Raw genomic sequence first — 16,948 nt, forward strand, 5'->3', positions numbered from 1 at the left:
CCGCTGACGCAGGAGACACGGGTGACCGCATTCAGAGCCGAGACCGACAGCCCCCGACACAGTGGCGAGCCGCGGCTGAAGGTCGGTGCTCCCGCCGTCGTGCCCCCGCCGCGATCCCGGGCGCGCCGACTGGTCCCGCGCCTCGTCGCGGCCGCCACCGCCCTGTGCGCGATCGTCGTCCTCGCCCAGGGCCATGCCGGTCTGCCCTTCCGGCGGATCGTCACGGTCGAGGCCAAGATGGCCTCCAAGGCCGACTACTTCGAGGACCCGCAGGTCCAGCGGCTGCTGATCCGGAACGGCTTACGGGTGCACATCACCCGCATGGGATCGCGGGGCATCGCCACCCAGAGCTACGACGGCTACGACGTCGTCATACCGTCCGGGCAGCCCGCCGCCGACCTGATCACCCACAAGCGCACGGACGAGGGCCACCAGGCGGCCGAGTACGCGCCCTTCTTCAGCCCGATCGTGCTCGGCACCTACCGCGAGTACGCCGAAACGCTCCAGGACGCCGGGATCGCCACCCCGTTACCCGGCACGCCGGCCGGGCAGAAGCCGCTCTACTACTCGTTGAACATGAAGAAGTTCCTGCGGACGACCGCCGACGGCGTCCGCTGGGACAGGCTCGGCCTCGCCCGGCACGGCCTGCACAACGGCAACCAGGTGCTCGCCCAGACCTCCGGCATCTGCGACTCCAACTCCGCCGGAACCTATATGGGCCTCGTCTCCTACGTGTGGAACCACGACAGCATCCCGCAGAACCCGACCGAGGCGACCCGCTTCGCCGACCGGATACGGCTCCTTTTCAACGACCAGGGCTTGTCGTCCGCAGGGAAGAGCAGGACGTACGCTTCCGACGAGGGCAAGAGCGAGGCCCCCATCGCGGTGATCTACGAGCATCAGTTCCTGGCCTACCAGATCCGCGCCCAGGCGCGCACCGGGCACGTCGACGGCGAACGCGTGCTGCTCTATCCGTCGGCGCAGATCGACACCGAGCCCCAGCTCATCGCCCTGACCCCCGACGGCGACCGGCTCAGCAGGCTGGTCAACGACGATCCGGCCCTGCAGAAGCGGGCGGTGGAGCTGGGCTTCCGGGTCAAGGACGCCCAGGTCCCCGGTGCCACCAGCAGCGCGCAGACCCGGTTCCTGCGGGAGCGGCACATCCCGGCTCCGGGCCTGTCGGGCGACGACACCAAGGCGGTGCTGCCCCGGCTCGGCCTGCTGGAGCGGATGATCGAAGACATCGGCGCCTGCGCCTCGGTGCCCCAGGGCGCGGCCGACGGGGAGGCGCCATGACGGCCCGGGGGCTCCCGCTCGCCCTGTGTCTGGTCCTGCTCGCCGCGCTCGGCGGGCTCGTCTCCTGCTCCGGCGGTGGCCCGGACACCACCCTGCGCGTCCTGGCCAGCGACGAACTCTCCGACATGAAACCGCTGTTGGACCAGTTGAGGCAGGACACCGGGGTCCGCCTGGACATGGACTACGAGCCCACCAACGAGGCGAGCGACACCCTGCTCACCGGCCGCCACTCCTACGACCTGGCCTGGCTCTCCTCCGACCGCTATCTGCGCCTCAAGGCCAAGCGCGCCCCGGCCGGCCGCACCCCCGCCACCGGAGTCCAGAGCACCTCGATCATGCGCTCCCCGGTCGTCGTGGGCCTCACCGCGCAGGTGGCCCGCAAGCTGCGGGGCAAGTCCCCCGGCGGTCGGCTGTCCTGGGCGGACATCGCCGACGCGGCCGCCACCGGCACCGTGCGCTTCGGCATGGCCGACCCCCGGCACAGCAACAGCGGCCTGGCCGCGCTGGTCGGTGTCGCCACCGCCGCCGCGGGCACCGGCGGCGCACTGCGCCCCACGGACGTCAGCTGCGACCGGCTGCGCGGCTTCCGCTCCGGGCAGACCCTCACCGCCGACACCTCCCACGCCCTGCTGGACGCCTTCGCCGCCCGTCCGGGCCGCACCAACGCCCTGATCACCTACGAGTCCGAACTGCTCACCCTGAACGCCTCCGGCCGCCTGAAGCAGCCCCTTCAGATCGTCCACCCCGCCGACGGCATGGTCCTGTCCGACTATCCGCTGCTGCTGCTCGACCCGGCCCAGCGCGCCGCCTACGACCGCGTGGTGGCCTGGCTGACCGGGACCGGACACCAGCGGGACATCATGCGCCGCACCCTGCGCCGCCCGGTCAGCACCGCCGTCACCCGCGACCCCCGGCTCGCCGCGCCCCTGGACAACGCGCTGTACTTCCCCGACGACCCTGCCGTCCTCGACCGGCTCCTCGCCGACTACGGCGACCCCCGGCGGCGCACCGCCGACCAGGTGATCTTCCTGCTCGACTCCTCCACCTCGATGCGCGGCGCCCGTACGACCGCGCTGCGCGCCGCGTTCGCCTCGCTCAGCGGCGCGGACTCCTCCGCCACGGCCGAGTTCGTCCGCTTCTACCAGGGCGAGAAGCTCACCGTCGTCCGCTTCGGCGGCCGGCCGCTGGCCGAGCGCACGGTCACCGTGCGCCGCCCGGCCGACCTCACGGCCCTCGAGGACTTCGTCGCCGACGGAGGCTACGACGGCGCCACCGCCGTCTGGTCCGCCCTGGACCACGGCTACGGCACCGCCGAGCAGGCCCTGCGCGCGGACCCCGGACACGCGGTGTCCCTCGTGCTGATGACCGACGGTGAGAACAACGCGGGCATCGACCGCGCCTCCTTCGTCAGCCGCTACCGGGCCCGCCGGGCCGACGTCCGCGCCGTGCACACCTACCCCCTGCACTTCGGCGACTCCGACGCCGCCGAACTGCGCCAGGTCGCCTCGGTGACCGGCGGCCGCATGGTCGACGCCCGCGCACAGTCCCTGTCCACCGCGTTCAAGGAGATCCGTGGCTGTTCTTGACGGCACCTGGTGGAGCGCCTGGTGGGGCGCGATGGTGTGGTGGCTGGCCGCCTTCGCCGGTCTGCTCGTGCTGGGCGCACTGGCGCTGCGCCGCGTCCTCGGACGGCTCGGCAAGCCGCCCGAGGACCCCAACTACCAGCCCCTGTACCTCGACAACGACGCCGTCATGAGCCTGTTCAAGATGGGCAACTACAAGTCGGCGACGCGCAGGGAGGTCGAGGAGCGGCGGATGCGCAACGCCGGCTGTCTGGCGGCGATTCCGCTGCTGTCGCTGCTGTTCAAGGTGACCGGCGGCAGCAGCACCGAGATCGTCGCCAAGTACGTGGAGAGCAGTGAGCCGATCTCGGTGATCGGCCTGCTGCTGTCCGTCCTCAGGCGCAAGGACGCCCTCGTCGAGGTGGAGCTGGGACGGAACTCCGGGACGGTCGCACCGAACCACGTCCTGAGCCGGAAACTGGCCCGCTCGGCCCCGCCCGCCGGAGCCGGCCAGGAGGTGGTGCTCACCGAGATCGGTGAGTTCGTCATGGTCACCGGCCGGTTCGAGGCCGCCGGCGAGCGGGGCGAGACCCTCGTGATGCGCGCCCCCTACGGCGACGGTGACTCCTCGGCGCACCTGCGGGTCGTCCTGCGCGGCGACGGGCTGCGCAGACCCGACCGCAGGCTGCCCGGCGGCCAGTTCCCGGCCCACTGCCTGGGCAAGGTGACGAGCTGGGACCCCGAGGCCCGCGAGAGCGTGCTGGAGTACCCCATCGCGGTGTTCCTCTGACCTTGCCCGCTTGCCCGGTCGGGGCGCGGGTCAGTCGCCCTTGGTGTCGTCCGTGTCGCGGGACTCCTTCGGGGACCTGTCGGCGTCGTCGGCGGCGTCCTCGCGGGAGGGGCCGAGGGACTTGAGGAACTCGGGGTTGTCGTCGGGGGCGACCCAGCGCGTGGCAGCGCCACGGCCTCGCTCCGCGGGCCGGGTGCCGCCCGCCGCCGCCTGTCGCGCCCGGCCGGTGATCAGCCAGGCGACCGGGCCGACCAGTACCTCGCCGAAGAGCAGGATGATGATCACCCACGCGATCTTCGGCAGGTGCCGCACCTCTTCCTCGGGGGTGTTCAAGCAGTCCACGAAGGCGTAGATCCACAGGGCCAGGACCAGTAGGAGCGGCAGATACCTGAGCATGTCGTGCGATCCCCCACGAATGAGACGGCCCCGGTGACCGGGCCAGGGTAGCGGGTGGCCATGATGGTTGCTCCATGATCGCTGACCACGCCGGGGGAGAGATGGCCGTGCCGAGGACTCGTGCGCGCAGGAGATGGGCGGCGGCCGGGGTGGCCGCGGGCGGGCTGGCCGTGGCCGGGGTGCTGGTCGCGCAGGAACTGGCCTCGCCGGTCTACGGAATGCGGCAGGGCCCGCTCGCGAAGGACCCGGCGTGCACCAGGATCGCCGCGCACTACCCGGACCGCCTGGCCGGCGACCGGCGCGACCGCGTCAGCTACGAGGGCCTCGCGGCGTGGGGCCACGGAAGCGTGCGCCTGCGCTGCGGCATCGTCCCGCCCGCAGCGAGGAAGAACCCGTGCTTCGCCGTGAACGGCGTGGACTGGGTGCTGCGCGAGGACCCCCGGCACGACGGGCGCAGGCTCCTCGTCACCTACGGCCGCCGGCCCGCCGTGGAGGTGACGCTCGCGGCCTCGGTACGGCAGACCGACACCGTCCTCGTCCGGCTGAGCCGGCTGGTCGCACCGGTCCGCCAGAGCGTCCACTGCCTGGAGAGTCGCTGAGCCCCGCTCAGCCCTTGCCGCGCCGCGCGCCCGTCCCGCCCTTCTCGTGGAGCAGCGGGCGCGTGAAGGTGCGGACGTCCGCCTCCGTGAGGGTGCTCAGGCCCTGGGCGGCGATCCTCCCGTCCCGGTCGATGAAGAGCGTGTACGGCAGCGCCCGCGCCAGGTACTGCCTGGGCATCCGCCGTACGAGCTGCCTGCTGCCGGGGTCGTGCAGACTCGGATAGGCCAGCTGGTGATCGCTCGCGAACGCCCGGCCCTGGGACCGGTCGGCGTCGGTGTCCACGCCCAGCACCTGGACGCCCTCAGCCGCCAAGTGCCGTTGGGCCCGCGAGAGTTCGGGCGCCTCGGCGCGGCAGGGGCCGCACCAGGAGGCCCAGACGTTGAGGACGACGACCTTGCCGCGATAGGCGGACAGCCGGATGCGGTCGCCGTCGAGGGCGGTGCCGGCGAGGTCGGGGGCGGCCTGGCGGTCGGCGACCGGGACGCGGGTCACGAGGGAGGGGGCGGAGGTCTCCGGGTCCTGCCGGGGGGTGCACGCGGCGAGCGCGAGCAGCGGGGCGAGGACCGGGAGCACGCGACGGCGTCTCATGATCGCCGAGTATCCCAGCGGCCGCCGGGCCGCGGCCGGGCAGGGGTGGGCGCGGGAAGGCGGCGGTCCGTCGGCGATACTTGACCGCATGGCTTACGACGATCTTCGCTCCCTGCTGCGGGCGCTGGAGCGCGAGGGCGACCTCAAGCGCATCAAGGCCGAGGTCGACCCCTACCTGGAAGTCGGGGAGATCGTCGACCGGGTGCAGAAGTCCGGCGGCCCGGCGCTGCTCTTCGAGAACGTGAAGGGCTCGGCGATGCCCCTCGCGATGAACGTCTTCGGCACCGACCGCCGCCTGCTGAAGGCGCTGGGCCTCGCGTCGTACGGCGAGATCTCCGAGAAGATCGGCGGCCTGCTGCGGCCCGAGCTGCCGCACGGCTTCGTCGGTGTGCGCGAGGCCTTCGGGAAGCTCGGCGCGATGACGCACGTGCCGCCGAGGAAGGTGAAGGAAGCTCCGGTCCACGAAGTCGTGCTGCACGGCGACGAGGTCGACCTCGACCGGCTCCCGGCCCTGTTCACCTGGCCCCAGGACGGCGGCTCCTTCTTCAACCTGGGGCTCACGCACACCAAGGACCCGGAGACGGGCATCCGGAACCTGGGCCTGTACCGCCTGCAGCGCCACGACAGGCGCACGATCGGCATGCACTGGCAGATCCACAAGGACAGCCGCAACCACTACCAGGTGGCGGCGCGGAAGGGCGAGCGGCTGCCCGTCGCCATCGCCTTCGGCTGCCCCCCGGCCGTCACCTACGCCTCCACGGCCCCGCTCCCCGGTGACATCGACGAGTACCTGTTCGCCGGGTTCATCGCGGGCAAGCGGATCGAGATGGTCGACTGCAAGACCGTCCCGCTGCAGGTGCCCGCGAACGCCGAGGTCGTCCTGGAGGGCTGGCTGGAGCCGGGCGAGATGCTGCCCGAGGGTCCCTTCGGCGACCACACCGGCTTCTACACCCCGCAGGAGCCGTTCCCGGCGCTGAAGATCGACTGCGTGACCATGCGCAGGCGTCCGCTGCTGCAGTCGATCGTGGTCGGCCGCCCGCCGACGGAGGACGGTCCCCTGGGCCGCGCCACGGAGCGCTTCTTCCTCCCCCTTCTCAAGATCATCGTCCCGGACATCGTCGACTACCACCTGCCCGAGGCCGGCGGCTTCCACAACTGCGCGATCGTCTCGATCGACAAGAAGTACCCCAAGCACGCGCAGAAGGTGATGCACGCGGTCTGGGGGGCGCACATGATGTCCCTGACCAAGCTGATCGTGGTCGTGGACGCCGACTGCGACGTGCACGATCTGCACGAGGTCGCCTGGCGGGCCTTCGGCAACACCGACTACGCCCGTGACCTCACGGTCGTGGAAGGCCCCGTCGACCACCTCGACCACGCCTCCTACCAGCAGTTCTGGGGAGGCAAGGCGGGTATCGACGCGACGAAGAAGTGGCCGGAGGAGGGCTACACCCGTGACGGGGGCTGGCCGGACATGGTCCTGTCGGACCCGGATACGGCGGCCCTGGTGGACCGCCGCTGGAAGGAGTACGGCCTGTGAGTTCCGCTTCCGCCGCGATCCCTCAGCCGGGACGCACGAAAGCCTTCCTGCGCCTGGTGATGATCGAGCACTCGATCTTCGCGCTGCCCTTCGCCTACATCGCCTCGCTGACCGCGATGTACGAGTGGGACGAGAACATCCACTGGGGCCGGCTGCTGCTGGTCACGATCTGCATGGTCGGGCTGCGGACGTTCGCGATGGCGGTCAACCGGATCATCGACCGGGAGATCGACGCCCGTAACCCGCGCACCGCGCACCGGGAGCTGGTCACCGGCGCGATGTCGGTCCGCCACGCGTGGACGGGCGCCCTGATCGCCCTGGTGGTCTTCCTGGGCGCGGCGGCCCTGCTCAACCCGCTGTGCCTGGCCCTGGCGCCGGTGGCCGTGGTCCCGATGGTGGTCTACCCCTACGGCAAGCGCTTCACGAACTTCCCGCAGGCGATCCTCGGGCTGGCCCAGGCCATGGGCCCGATCGGCGGCTGGCTGGCGATCTCCGGCTCCTGGTCCTGGGACGCGGTGATCCTGGGCCTCGCGGTGGGCATCTGGATCGGCGGCTTCGACCTGATCTACGCCTGCCAGGACGTGGAGACCGACCGCGAGATCGGCGTCATGTCGGTCCCGGCACGCTTCGGCATCCCGGCCGCGATCTGGGGCGCGCGGGTCTGCCACACCCTGACCACGGCCCTGTTCGTCTGGTACGCCCTGGCCACCCACGCCGGTGTGTTCTTCTGGCTGGGCCTGCTGATCGTCGCGGGCGCCTTCCTCTACGAGCACCGCATCGTCCGCCCCCACGACCTCTCCCGCCTCAACCGGGCCTTCTTCTCGGTCAACGGCTTCATCGGCATTGCCCTGTTCGTGTGCGCGTTGCTGGACCTCGTGGTCCGGGGTCTGGGCCCCTGACGCGCATCCGGCGACGCCACGGGCCGAGACCCCGCCGGTACGCCCCGCCGGGCATCGGACCCAAGGTGTCCGACCCGGCCTGAGCACTCCCCGACCCACCGGTACGCTCAAGGTGTGAACGCAGGAGAAACGCAGCGCGTGCCTTGGATCGTGGGGGTGTCCGGAGCTTCCGGGACTCCCTATGCGGCGGCCGTGCTGCGAGCGCTGCTGGACGCGGGGGAGGCGGTCGACCTGGTGGTCAGCCGGGCCTCGCGGCTGACGCTGCTGGACGAGACGGGGATCTCGTTCCGCGACGCCCACTGGCAGGACGACCTGCGCGAATGGCTGGCCCGGGGGGCCGACGGCAAGCCCGGCACCTTCGACGTGGACATCAGCGCCGTGCGGTACTGGAGCGCCGGCGACCTCGCCGCCGGTCCGTCCTCGGGGTCGTACCCGGCGAAGGGGATGCTCATCGTGCCCGCCTCCACCGCCTGCGTGGCCGGTGTGGCGCTCGGGCTGTCCAAGGACCTGCTGCAGCGCACCGCGAGCGTCACCCTGAAGGAACGCCGGACGCTCGTCGTGGCCGTACGGGAGACCCCCTTGAACGGCCAGACGCTGCGCCACCTCGTCGCGCTGGACGACGCCGGAGCCACCGTCGTACCGGCCTCGCCCGCCTTCTACGCGGGCGCCACCCACATCCAGGACCTGGTGGACTTCGTCGCCGGGCGGGTGCTGGACGCCGCGGGCGTCGGGCACGGCCTGTACCGGCGCTGGCGCGGCGAGCTGGGCGGCGGGGCGACCGCATAGCGCGGCAGCGGGTCGGACCGGAGCATGTCGCAGTACCTCTCATCACTTCGGAAGTCGGAACTCTTCAGCGGAAGGCTCGATCGCATGGACGCGGTGGACAGGCAGCTCATCCAGGCCCTGAGGGAGAACGGCCGGGCCTCGTACGCGGAGCTGGGCCGTCTTGTCGGCCTGTCGGGCCCCAGCGTCACCGACCGCATCAACCGGCTGGAGGCGGCCGGTGTCATCACCGGCTACCGCGCCACGGTGGACGCGGCCTCCCTCGGTCTCGGCGTCATCGCGCTGATCGGCATCTCGCTCTCCGACGCCGCCGACCACGAGGACGTCGCCCAGCGGCTGCGGGACCTGCCGGAGATCGAGGACTGCTGGTTCATCGCCGGCGACGACTCCTTCATGCTCAAGGTGCGCGCGACGGACGTGGACGGCCTGGAGCGGATCATCCGGCGGCTGTCCGGCACCAAGGGCGTCTCCCGGACCCGTACCACCATCGTGCTGTCCACGAAGTGGGAGAACCGGGTCGGAGAGCTGCCCGAAGAGGTCTAGGGATACCGTTGGTCGGGCTGTCGGAGAAAGGTGTAGGTATGGACGTCGGGCTCAAGCGCGAGCTGGAGGAGAAGGTCCGCGCCGGTGAGCGGCTGACCCGCGAGGACGGCATCGCGCTGTACGAGTCGGACGACCTGGCGTGGCTCGGCGGCCTCGCCCACGAGGTGCGCACCCGCAAGAACGGCGACGTCGTGCACTTCAACGTCAACCGGCACCTGAACATGACCAACGTGTGCACGGCCTCCTGCGCCTACTGCTCGTTCCAGCGCAAGCCGGGCGAGAAGGACGCGTACACGATGCGCATCGAGGAGGCCGTGAAGCTCGCCAAGGCGATGGAGTCGGACAACCTCACCGAGCTGCACATCGTCAACGGCCTGCACCCGAACCTGCCGTGGCGGTACTACCCCCGCTCCCTGCGCGAGCTGAAGGCCGCCCTCCCGAACGTGTCGTTGAAGGCCTTCACGGCCACGGAGATCCACCACTTCGAGACGATCAGCGGCCTGTCCGCGTCCGAGATCCTGGACGAGCTGATCGACGCCGGTCTGGAGTCGCTCACCGGCGGTGGCGCGGAGATCTTCGACTGGGAGGTCCGCCAGCACATCGTGGACCACAGGACCCACTGGGAGGACTGGTCCCGCATCCACCGGCTGGCGCACGAGAAGGGTCTGAAGACCCCGTGCACCATGCTCTACGGCCACATCGAGGAGCCGAGGCACCGGGTCGACCACGTCCTGCGCCTGCGCGAGCTGCAGGACGAGACGAACGGCTTCCAGGTCTTCATCCCGCTGCGCTACCAGCACGACTTCGTGGACATGAAGGACGGCAAGATCCGCAACCGCCTTCAGGCCCGCACCCAGATGGCCACCGGCGCCGAGGCCCTGAAGACCTTCGCCGTCTCCCGTCTCCTCTTCGACAACGTCCCGCACGTGAAGGTCTTCTGGGTGATGCACGGCGTGCAGACCGCCCAGCTGGCCCTCCAGCACGGCGCGGACGACATGGACGGCTCGGTCGTCGAGTACAAGATCACGCACGACGCGGACAACTACGGCACCCCGAACAAGCTGACCCGCGAGGACCTGCTGGACCTGATCCGCGACGCCGGCTTCCGCCCGGTGGAGCGCAACACCCGCTACGAGATCATCCGCGAGTACGAGGGCTCCGACCCGGCGCGCCGCGACTCCCCCCAGCCGATGCGGGTCTGACGGCCGGCCGAAGGCCGACGGCTGACGGCACCTCCGAGTAATAGATAAGGTGCCGTCATGCCACTTACCTTCACGCTGGACCCCGCCATCACCCCGGCGCTGCGCGACGGCATCCTCGACCTGTGGACCGACGTCTCGAACGCGGGCGGCGCCGTGGGTTTCGTACCTCCCGTGACCCGGGAGGACGTGCGGGCGGACCTGGTCACGCACTTCGTGGCCATGGCCGAGGGCCGGCACCGGCTGCTCGTCGGGTGCGACGAGACGGGACGGCCGGCCGCGACCGCGTTCTTCGCCTACAACACCCACCGGCTCCAGAAGCACTGGGTGTGGCTGTACACGGTGATGATCCACCCCCGCCACCAGGGCAAGGGGTACGGCCGTGATCTGCTGGCGGCCGCCGAGGACGCCGCCCGCGCCTTCGACGGCATCGAGGCGATCCGGCTGACCTGCCGGGGCGGCACCGGCCTGGAGCGGTTCTACGGCTCCTGCGGCTACAAGGAGGTCGGCCGGGTGCCCGACGCCATCCGGGTCGCGCCCGGCGACGACCGCGATGACGTGATCATGCTGCGGTCGCTGGACTGACCCCCCTGCAAGATCTCTTCCGGACCGTGCTTCACTGGACGATGACCCTATTTGGAATCGGACGGGTGGATTGAGATGCTCCGCTACACGCTGATGCGCCTCGGCGTCTTCGCCGGCTGCCTCGTGGTCGTCTGGGGAGCCGTCTACTCCGGCATCTTCCCGCGCGGTTTCGGCGACTCCAACTTCCTGTGGGTGCTGCTCCTCTCGCTGGTGCTGTCGGCGCCGATCAGCTGGGTGGTGCTGCGCAAGGAGCGGGACCGGGCCTCGGTGCGGATCGTCGGCAGGGTCGACCGCATGAAGGCCAACCTGGATGCCAACCGCAGCCAGGAGGACGTCGCCGACGACACCGTCCGGGCGCAGGGTCAGGCTTCCTGACCGACGGCACGGCTCCGGGCACCCCCGGAGCCCAATTAGTCTTGCCCTCATGGGTGGGGCGAGGACCAAGCGGATGCCGCGCGCGGTGCGGGAGCAGCAGATGCTCGACGCCGCCGTGCAGATCTTCGGCCAACGCGGCTACATGGCCGCCTCGATGGACGAGATAGCCGAACTCGCGGGCGTCTCCAAGCCGTTGGTCTACCTGTATCTGAATTCCAAGGAAGACCTCTTCACCGCCTGCATCCGGCGGGAGGCCACCGCACTGACCCGGGCCGTCCGCGCCGGGGTCCGCACCGATCTGCCCGCCGACCGCCGGCTGTGGGACGGCCTCACGGCGTTCTTCGCGCACACCGCCGAGCACCCCGACGCCTGGTCCGTGCTGCATCTGCAGGCCCGTACGCACGGAGAGCCCTTCGCGGCCGAGGCCGCCGCGATGCGCACGGAGATCGTCGCGTTCGTGACCCGGCTGGTCGCGGTCGCCGCGAGGGAGGCCCACCGGGATCCCGATCTGCCGGAGCGGGAGGTCGCCGGTCTCGCCGAGGCCCTGGTGGGCGCGGCGGAGTCCCTCGCCACGTGGGCCAACACCACGGAGGGCGTCACCGCCCGGGAGGCGGCGTCCACGCTGATGAACTTCGCGTGGACGGGCTTGGGCAACTTGATGAGGGGCGTCCATTGGAGTCCCCCGTCGGGGGAGGCCCAGCCCCCGGCTTAGCTCCGTAGCCCCTCAAGCACGCTGCAGCTGACCCACCCAAGGGGCGCGGGGAACTGCGTGACCAGCCACGAACCACCCGCTGCCGCGCACTAGCCCACCTCCCCGGTCAGATGCAGTCGGCCCCCGGCGCCCCGCAACTCGAAGCGCCCCGAACCGTCGGCCCCGTAGCTCACCACTCCCGGCAGCAGCACCGGCGCCAGAAATCGCGCCCGAACCCTGGCGGAGCCACCCGTGCCGTGGGCGGCCAGGCAGCGGGCCACCGTCCACATGCCGTGCGCGATGGCCCGCGGGAAGCCGAAGAGGCGGGCGGTGAGCGGGTGCAGATGGATGGGGTTGCGGTCGCCGGAGGCGGCGCCGTACCGCCGCCCGACGTCCCCGGCGAGCCGCCACTCGGCGACGACGGGCAGCGGGCGGTCCTCCCGCGTCGGCTGCGATGCCGCAGGGCCGGTGGTGGTCCGGTGCCGTGCGAGATAGGTGCTGCGGGACTCCCATACGACGTCCCTGCCGACCCGCATCCCGGTCACCACCGTGGCCTCGGTGCCGCGCCGGTGCGGGGCGAGTCCCTCGATGTGCACGGCGAGTTCGTACGGGTCGGCCGCAGGGAGGGGTGCGTGCCGGGTGATCTCGATCGACGTGTGGACCAGCCCCAGCAGCGGCAGCGGAAAGGCCCGGTGGCTCATCAGCCGCATGGCCAGCGGAAAGGCGAGGACGTGCGGATAGGTGACGGGCAGGCCGTCCGCGTCGGCGTCCGATCCGGTGGCGTAGCCGCAGACCCGTTCGTAGGCGGCGAGCCGGGCGAGGTCGATCCGTGCACGGGGCGACGTCAGGCGGGCTTGGGGAAAGCCGGCCTCGGGGGAGGGGCGCTTGAACGGCGAGCGCAGCGCGCCGCCCGCGAGACGCAGCAATTCGCCTGCCATGTCCGTTCCCCCTTGATTACCCTGGAGTAAGGTTACCGCCGGTAAGTCTAGCTCCCGCGGCCGAAGCCCGCTAAAAGTTCAAACGTGAGCCCCTGTCACACAACCCCCGACGCTGCACACCCCCGGCCCCGGACCACCCCCGAACCCGCACGATCCCCTCACAGCGGAGCCGTACGATCACCTGCCTAACCTGCGGTAACCCCTTTCTGCCCAAGGCGCCGCGGGTACACGCACGCCAGAGGAGCCGCCCGTGTCCGCCCCCTTCCCGAACGCCCCCGCCTCCTCCGGCGCCCCGGTCTCCGCCACCGACTACGACGGCCGCCCGGTCCTCGTGGAGCCCTGGGTCCAGCGGTTGGACGGTGCCGTACGGGAGGTGTCCGTACCGCCGTTCGCGCCCCCGGTCACCCACGGCTCCCTCGCGGACCTGCCGTTCGACAACGCCGACGCGGCCCCCGCCCAGGTCGTGCTCAGCCGCAGGCTCCCGGGCGGCGACTGGACGGACGTGACCGCCGCGCGGTTCGCCGAGGAAGTCCTCGCCGTGGCCAAGGGGCTGATCGCCGAGGGCCTGGTGCCCGGCGACCGCATCGCCGTCATGGCCCGTACGACGTACGAGTGGACACTGCTGGACTTCGCCGCCTGGGCCGCCGGCCTGGTGACCGTGCCGGTCTACCCGACCTCCTCGGTCTTCCAGACCCGCTGGATCCTGCACGACTCCGGCGCGGTCGCCCTGATCACCGAGTCCGTCGCCCAGGCCTCCGCCATCGGCCCCGAACTCCAGCATCTGCCCGATCTGCGCCATCTGTGGGTGATGGACAAGGGGCACGTGACCAGGCTGGCGGAGGCGGGCGCACCGGTGCCGGACGGTGAAGTCGCCGTACGACGCGGGATGTTGGGTCCCGACACGCTCGCCACGCTCATCTACACCTCCGGCACCACCGGCCGCCCCAAGGGCTGCGCCCTGTCGCACCGCAACTTCTTCGCCGAGGTCGACAACGCCATCGAACTGCTCCACCCGGTCTTCAAGGCCCGGGGCGAGGAGCCTTCGGTCCTGCTGTTCCTGCCCATGTCCCATGTCTTCGGGCGGATGGTGGCCATCGCCTGCGTCCGGGCCCGGGTGCGCCTCGGCCACGCGCCGAGTCTGGCCGCCGAGGACCTTCTGCCCGACCTCGCGGCCTTCAGGCCGACCGCCCTGCTGACCATCCCGTACATGCTGGAGAAGATCTACAACTCGTCCCGCGCGAAGGCCGAGTCGGGCGGCCGGGCCGCGGCCTTCGACCGGGCGGCGGCCGTGGCCCGGCGCTACGGCGAGGCGCTGGAGGCTCAGCAGACCGGCACCGGCGGCGGCCCGAGCCGCTCCCTGAAGACGGCCCGCAGCTTCTACGACCCGCTGGTCTACCGCAAGATCCGGGCCGCCATGGGCGGGCGCGTCCGGTACGCCATCTGCGGTGGCTCCCCGCTCGGCCGGCGGCTCGCCGCGTTCTACGCCGGTGCCGGCATCGAGATCTTCGAGGGCTTCGGCCTGACGGAGACCACCGGCGCCACGACGGTCACCCCGCCGCTCAAACCCCGCCTGGGAACCGTCGGTTGGCCACTGCCCGGCACTCGTGTCCGCATCGCCGCCGACGGCGAGATCCTGGTGGCCGGCGACCACGTCCTGCGCGGCTACTGGGACCCGCAGGCCGGCGGTGTCGTCCCCGCGACCAGGGACGGCTGGCTGCCCACCGGCGACATCGGCGAGCTGGACGACGAGGGCTACCTCACCATCACCGGCCGCAAGAAGGAGCTGCTGATCACGTCGGGCGGCAAGTCGGTGGCCCCGGCCCCGCTGGAGAACTGGCTGCGCCAGCACCCGCTGATCTCCCAGGTGATGCTGGTCGGCGACGACCGCCCGTACATCGCGGCCCTCATCACCCTCGACCCCGACGGCATCACGCACTGGCGCCAGATGATCGGCAAGCACCCGGTGCCCCCCGAACTGCTCCTGGACGACCCGGAGTTGGCGGCGATCCTGCAGCGCGCGATCGACGAGGCCAACAAGCTGGTCTCCCGCCCCGAGTCCATCCGCCGGTTCGCCGTCCTGCCGGTGGACTTCACCGAGGAGGCCGGCCATCTGACCCCCTCGATGAAACTCCGCCGCACCCAGATCATGACCGACTTCACCCATGAGGTGGAGGGGCTGTACGCCGCTCGGTGAGCGCGGCTACCGCACGCTCTCGTCGCCCCGCGCGCCGAAGAGGGACAGGGCGGCCAGGAGGGCGCAGGCGCCGCCGAGCAGGAGGACTCCCCGCAGGCCGAGGGTGTCGACGACGACGCCCCCGGCCAGTGCGCCCAGGCCGATCGCGAGGTTGAAGACCGCCACCCACAGCGAGGAGGCGGCCTCCACCGCGTTCGGCGCGGCCTTGATCATCCAGGTCTGCAGGCCGACGGACACACCGCCGTAGGCCAGACCCCAGACGATCAGCAGGATCGCGCCGCCGATGGTCGTGCGGCCCAGCAGCAGGAAGAGCGGCATCGCGATCGCCAGGGCCACGGCGATGATCAGCACGCTGCGGTGCACCCGGCGCGACAGCGCCGAGCCGGCCGCGAAGTTGCCGATCAGGCCCGCCATGCCGAACCCGAACAGCAGCGGACCGACGTGGCGCTCGTCGATCCCCGACAGCTTCTGCAGCGCCGGGCTGACGAACGTGTACGCCGAGAAGTGGCCGAACACGATGAGGGCCGTCGCGACGATGCCGACGCGCACACCGGGGTTGCGGAGCTGCGCGAGGAGCAGACGGGGCCGGACGGCCTGCTCCGCGGTCAGCGACGGCAGTACGGCGAGCAGGGCGAGCAGCGCGACGAGCGCGAGGGCGCTCAGCGACGCGAAGGCGATGCGCCAGCCGGTGAGGTCGCCGACCAGGGTGCCGAGCGGTACGCCGAACACGTTGGCGGCGCCGACGCCGCCGAAGATGATCGCGGTGGCCCGCGGCACGTCCTCGCCGGGCACGAGCCGGACGGCCAGGCCGCCGGCGATGGCCCAGAATCCGCCGATCGCGATGCCGACCAGCACCCGGGACGCCACGAGGACGGCGAAGTCCGGGGCCACGGCCGAGACCACGTTGGCCGCGGTCATCAGTGCCATCAGGCCGAGCATCAGCAGCCGTCGGTCCAGCGCGCCGACGATCACCGGCACCACGGGTGCCGCGAAACCGGCGACGATGCTGGGCACGGTCACCATCAGGCCGGCGGTCCCCTCGGAGACCGACAGCGCCCTGCCCACCGGAGTCAGCAGGCCGATCGGCAGCTGCTCGGCGGTCACCAGCAGGAATGTCCCCAAGGCCACCGCGCCGACCGCGAGCCACCGACTCTTCTGCGTGGTCTGTGGCCCGGTCGCCTGGGTGGCGGACTGTTCTGCCGTCGTCACCGGAGTCTCCTTTCACTATTTGGTAGCGATCGCTCCCATATGAAGGGGGAGGCTAGTACGGGAACGATCGCTCCACAACTCGGGTAGGATGAAGGGCATGGGACGACCCCGACAGTTCGACGAGCAGGACGCGGTCGTCAGGGCGACCGAGTTGTTCTGGCGACGCGGCTATCACGCCACGTCGGTGCGGGACCTGGGTGACGAGCTGAAGCTCACCCCCAGCAGCCTGTACCGGACGTTCACGGACAAGCACACGCTGTTCCTGCGCGCGCTCGACCACTACCGGGCCACCGAATCCGCTCAGGCCGAGCGGCTGCTGGCCGTCGACGACCGCCCGGTCCGCGACGTACTGCGGGACTGGATGCTCTGGCTGGTCACCTGCCCGCCCGACGGCGAACCCGGCCGCGGCTGCTTCGTGGTCAACACCGCCACGGAGCTGGGCACCGCGGACGCCCGGATCAGCGAGCGGACCGAGGCGGCCTTCGAGGTCACCCGGCAGGCGCTGCGCTCACTGCTGCTCAAGGGTCGCGGTCAGGGCGAACTGGCCGCCGACCTCGACATCGACGGCGCGGTGGAACTGCTCTTCACGACGGTGCTCGGGCTGCGCGTACGCGAACGCGCGGGGCACGGCCGGGCGGCCATGGCCACGGCGATCGACGTCGCCGTCCGCGCCCTGGGGTGAGGGTCGGCACCCGCTCCTCGCTGATCCCGCGTCGTCCGGACTCGGCGAGACGGGGAGCGGGTTGCCGCCTGGGTCGAT

18 protein-coding genes are annotated in these 16,948 nt (G+C 71.3%); 14 read left to right on the plus strand and 4 right to left on the minus strand.

All coding sequences use genetic code 11. The annotated features are described in order from the left end of the window. Positions 1–21: 21 nt before the first annotated feature. From AQI95_RS06890 to AQI95_RS06900, 3 genes are read left to right on the plus strand one after another with little or no spacing between them, the layout of a single operon-like run. Positions 22–1,296 (plus strand): hypothetical protein, encoded by a 1,275-nt coding sequence (locus AQI95_RS06890; protein WP_244188664.1) that lies wholly within the window; start codon positions 22–24, stop codon positions 1,294–1,296. Further along, positions 1,293–2,882 carry a vWA domain-containing protein gene (locus tag AQI95_RS06895; RefSeq protein ID WP_067119058.1) on the plus strand — a complete coding sequence of 530 codons (1,590 nt, stop codon included), beginning with the start codon at positions 1,293–1,295 and terminating at the stop codon, positions 2,880–2,882. Before AQI95_RS06890 ends, AQI95_RS06895 begins: the two co-directional genes overlap by 4 nt. Then, positions 2,869–3,648, plus strand: coding sequence for a hypothetical protein (locus tag AQI95_RS06900; RefSeq protein WP_159056479.1), 780 nt, complete (start codon positions 2,869–2,871; stop codon positions 3,646–3,648). The genes AQI95_RS06895 and AQI95_RS06900 overlap by 14 nt, the downstream gene beginning before the upstream one ends. A gap of 30 nt (positions 3,649–3,678) precedes the next feature. Here the strand turns inward: AQI95_RS06900 and AQI95_RS06905 are convergent, their stop codons facing one another. Then, positions 3,679–4,044 (minus strand): PLD nuclease N-terminal domain-containing protein, encoded by a 366-nt coding sequence (locus tag AQI95_RS06905; protein ID WP_067119064.1) that lies wholly within the window; start codon positions 4,042–4,044, stop codon positions 3,679–3,681. Positions 4,045–4,118: 74 nt separating this feature from the next. On the opposite strand from AQI95_RS06905, the gene AQI95_RS06910 reads away from it, so the two are divergent. After that, positions 4,119–4,643, plus strand: a complete 525-nt coding sequence (locus AQI95_RS06910) for a DUF3515 family protein (RefSeq protein ID WP_079071112.1) — start codon at positions 4,119–4,121, stop codon at positions 4,641–4,643. A gap of 7 nt (positions 4,644–4,650) precedes the next feature. On the opposite strand, the gene AQI95_RS06915 is transcribed toward AQI95_RS06910, so the two are convergent. Next, positions 4,651–5,232, minus strand: a complete 582-nt coding sequence (locus AQI95_RS06915) for a TlpA family protein disulfide reductase (RefSeq protein WP_067119067.1) — start codon at positions 5,230–5,232, stop codon at positions 4,651–4,653. An 88-nt stretch (positions 5,233–5,320) separates the two neighbouring features. Here AQI95_RS06915 and AQI95_RS06920 point away from each other — a divergent pair, with 88 nt between their 5' ends. From AQI95_RS06920 to AQI95_RS06955, 8 genes are all read left to right on the plus strand, one after another. Then, positions 5,321–6,772, plus strand: coding sequence for a menaquinone biosynthesis decarboxylase (locus AQI95_RS06920; protein WP_067120357.1), 1,452 nt, complete (start codon positions 5,321–5,323; stop codon positions 6,770–6,772). Continuing rightward, positions 6,769–7,671, plus strand: a complete 903-nt coding sequence (gene mqnP, locus AQI95_RS06925; RefSeq protein ID WP_067119070.1) for a menaquinone biosynthesis prenyltransferase MqnP — start codon at positions 6,769–6,771, stop codon at positions 7,669–7,671. The genes AQI95_RS06920 and mqnP overlap by 4 nt, the downstream gene beginning before the upstream one ends. A 138-nt stretch (positions 7,672–7,809) precedes the next feature. Further along, positions 7,810–8,457, plus strand: a complete 648-nt coding sequence (locus tag AQI95_RS06930; protein ID WP_067119072.1) for a UbiX family flavin prenyltransferase — start codon at positions 7,810–7,812, stop codon at positions 8,455–8,457. An 84-nt stretch (positions 8,458–8,541) separates the two neighbouring features. After that, positions 8,542–8,997, plus strand: a complete 456-nt coding sequence (locus AQI95_RS06935; RefSeq protein WP_067119075.1) for an Lrp/AsnC family transcriptional regulator — start codon at positions 8,542–8,544, stop codon at positions 8,995–8,997. Between the two features lie 38 nt (positions 8,998–9,035). Beyond that, positions 9,036–10,199, plus strand: coding sequence for an aminofutalosine synthase MqnE (gene mqnE / locus AQI95_RS06940; protein WP_067119078.1), 1,164 nt, complete (start codon positions 9,036–9,038; stop codon positions 10,197–10,199). Positions 10,200–10,256: 57 nt separating this feature from the next. Beyond that, on the plus strand, positions 10,257–10,781 hold the full coding sequence (locus tag AQI95_RS06945; RefSeq protein WP_067119081.1) for a GNAT family N-acetyltransferase: 525 nt from the start codon (positions 10,257–10,259) through the stop codon (positions 10,779–10,781). Positions 10,782–10,856: 75 nt separating this feature from the next. Continuing rightward, on the plus strand, positions 10,857–11,156 hold the full coding sequence (locus AQI95_RS06950; protein ID WP_067119084.1) for a DUF4229 domain-containing protein: 300 nt from the start codon (positions 10,857–10,859) through the stop codon (positions 11,154–11,156). 49 nt (positions 11,157–11,205) lie between these two features. Beyond that, the gene (locus AQI95_RS06955) at positions 11,206–11,868 is read left to right on the plus strand and encodes a TetR/AcrR family transcriptional regulator (RefSeq protein ID WP_208614096.1); all 663 of its coding nucleotides are present in this window, start codon (positions 11,206–11,208) and stop codon (positions 11,866–11,868) included. A gap of 89 nt (positions 11,869–11,957) precedes the next feature. Here the strand turns inward: AQI95_RS06955 and AQI95_RS06960 are convergent, their stop codons facing one another. Then, positions 11,958–12,785 (minus strand): MaoC/PaaZ C-terminal domain-containing protein, encoded by an 828-nt coding sequence (locus AQI95_RS06960; protein WP_067119086.1) that lies wholly within the window; start codon positions 12,783–12,785, stop codon positions 11,958–11,960. A 250-nt stretch (positions 12,786–13,035) separates the two neighbouring features. Here AQI95_RS06960 and AQI95_RS06965 point away from each other — a divergent pair, with 250 nt between their 5' ends. Continuing rightward, the gene (locus tag AQI95_RS06965; protein ID WP_067119089.1) at positions 13,036–14,979 is read left to right on the plus strand and encodes an AMP-dependent synthetase/ligase; all 1,944 of its coding nucleotides are present in this window, start codon (positions 13,036–13,038) and stop codon (positions 14,977–14,979) included. Positions 14,980–14,985: 6 nt separating this feature from the next. Here the strand turns inward: AQI95_RS06965 and AQI95_RS06970 are convergent, their stop codons facing one another. Further along, entirely contained in the window at positions 14,986–16,188 is a 1,203-nt protein-coding gene (locus AQI95_RS06970) for an MFS transporter (protein ID WP_067119092.1), read from the minus strand. Positions 16,189–16,285: 97 nt separating this feature from the next. On the opposite strand from AQI95_RS06970, the gene AQI95_RS06975 reads away from it, so the two are divergent. Then, positions 16,286–16,870 (plus strand): TetR/AcrR family transcriptional regulator, encoded by a 585-nt coding sequence (locus AQI95_RS06975; protein WP_067119095.1) that lies wholly within the window; start codon positions 16,286–16,288, stop codon positions 16,868–16,870. The last annotated feature ends 78 nt before the right edge of the window (positions 16,871–16,948 follow it).

Source organism: Streptomyces yokosukanensis, assembly GCF_001514035.1.
GTDB classification, from domain to species: domain Bacteria; phylum Actinomycetota; class Actinomycetes; order Streptomycetales; family Streptomycetaceae; genus Streptomyces; species Streptomyces yokosukanensis.

Bases quoted from the DNA above. Each gene is read 5' to 3' on its own strand.
- AQI95_RS06935 (WP_067119075.1), top strand. From the start codon at position 8,542: ATGGACGCGGTGGACAGGCAGCTCATCCAGGCCCTGAGGGAGAACGGC.
- AQI95_RS06955 (WP_208614096.1), top strand. From the start codon at position 11,206: ATGGGTGGGGCGAGGACCAAGCGGATGCCGCGCGCGGTGCGGGAGCAG.
- AQI95_RS06950 (WP_067119084.1), top strand. From the start codon at position 10,857: ATGCTCCGCTACACGCTGATGCGCCTCGGCGTCTTCGCCGGCTGCCTC.
- AQI95_RS06945 (WP_067119081.1), top strand. From the start codon at position 10,257: ATGCCACTTACCTTCACGCTGGACCCCGCCATCACCCCGGCGCTGCGC.
- AQI95_RS06920 (WP_067120357.1), top strand. From the start codon at position 5,321: ATGGCTTACGACGATCTTCGCTCCCTGCTGCGGGCGCTGGAGCGCGAG.
- mqnE (WP_067119078.1), top strand. From the start codon at position 9,036: ATGGACGTCGGGCTCAAGCGCGAGCTGGAGGAGAAGGTCCGCGCCGGT.
- AQI95_RS06910 (WP_079071112.1), top strand. From the start codon at position 4,119: ATGATCGCTGACCACGCCGGGGGAGAGATGGCCGTGCCGAGGACTCGT.
- AQI95_RS06975 (WP_067119095.1), top strand. From the start codon at position 16,286: ATGGGACGACCCCGACAGTTCGACGAGCAGGACGCGGTCGTCAGGGCG.
- AQI95_RS06905 (WP_067119064.1), bottom strand. From the start codon at position 4,044: ATGCTCAGGTATCTGCCGCTCCTACTGGTCCTGGCCCTGTGGATCTAC.
- AQI95_RS06960 (WP_067119086.1), bottom strand. From the start codon at position 12,785: ATGGCAGGCGAATTGCTGCGTCTCGCGGGCGGCGCGCTGCGCTCGCCG.
- AQI95_RS06915 (WP_067119067.1), bottom strand. From the start codon at position 5,232: ATGAGACGCCGTCGCGTGCTCCCGGTCCTCGCCCCGCTGCTCGCGCTC.
- AQI95_RS06895 (WP_067119058.1), top strand. From the start codon at position 1,293: ATGACGGCCCGGGGGCTCCCGCTCGCCCTGTGTCTGGTCCTGCTCGCC.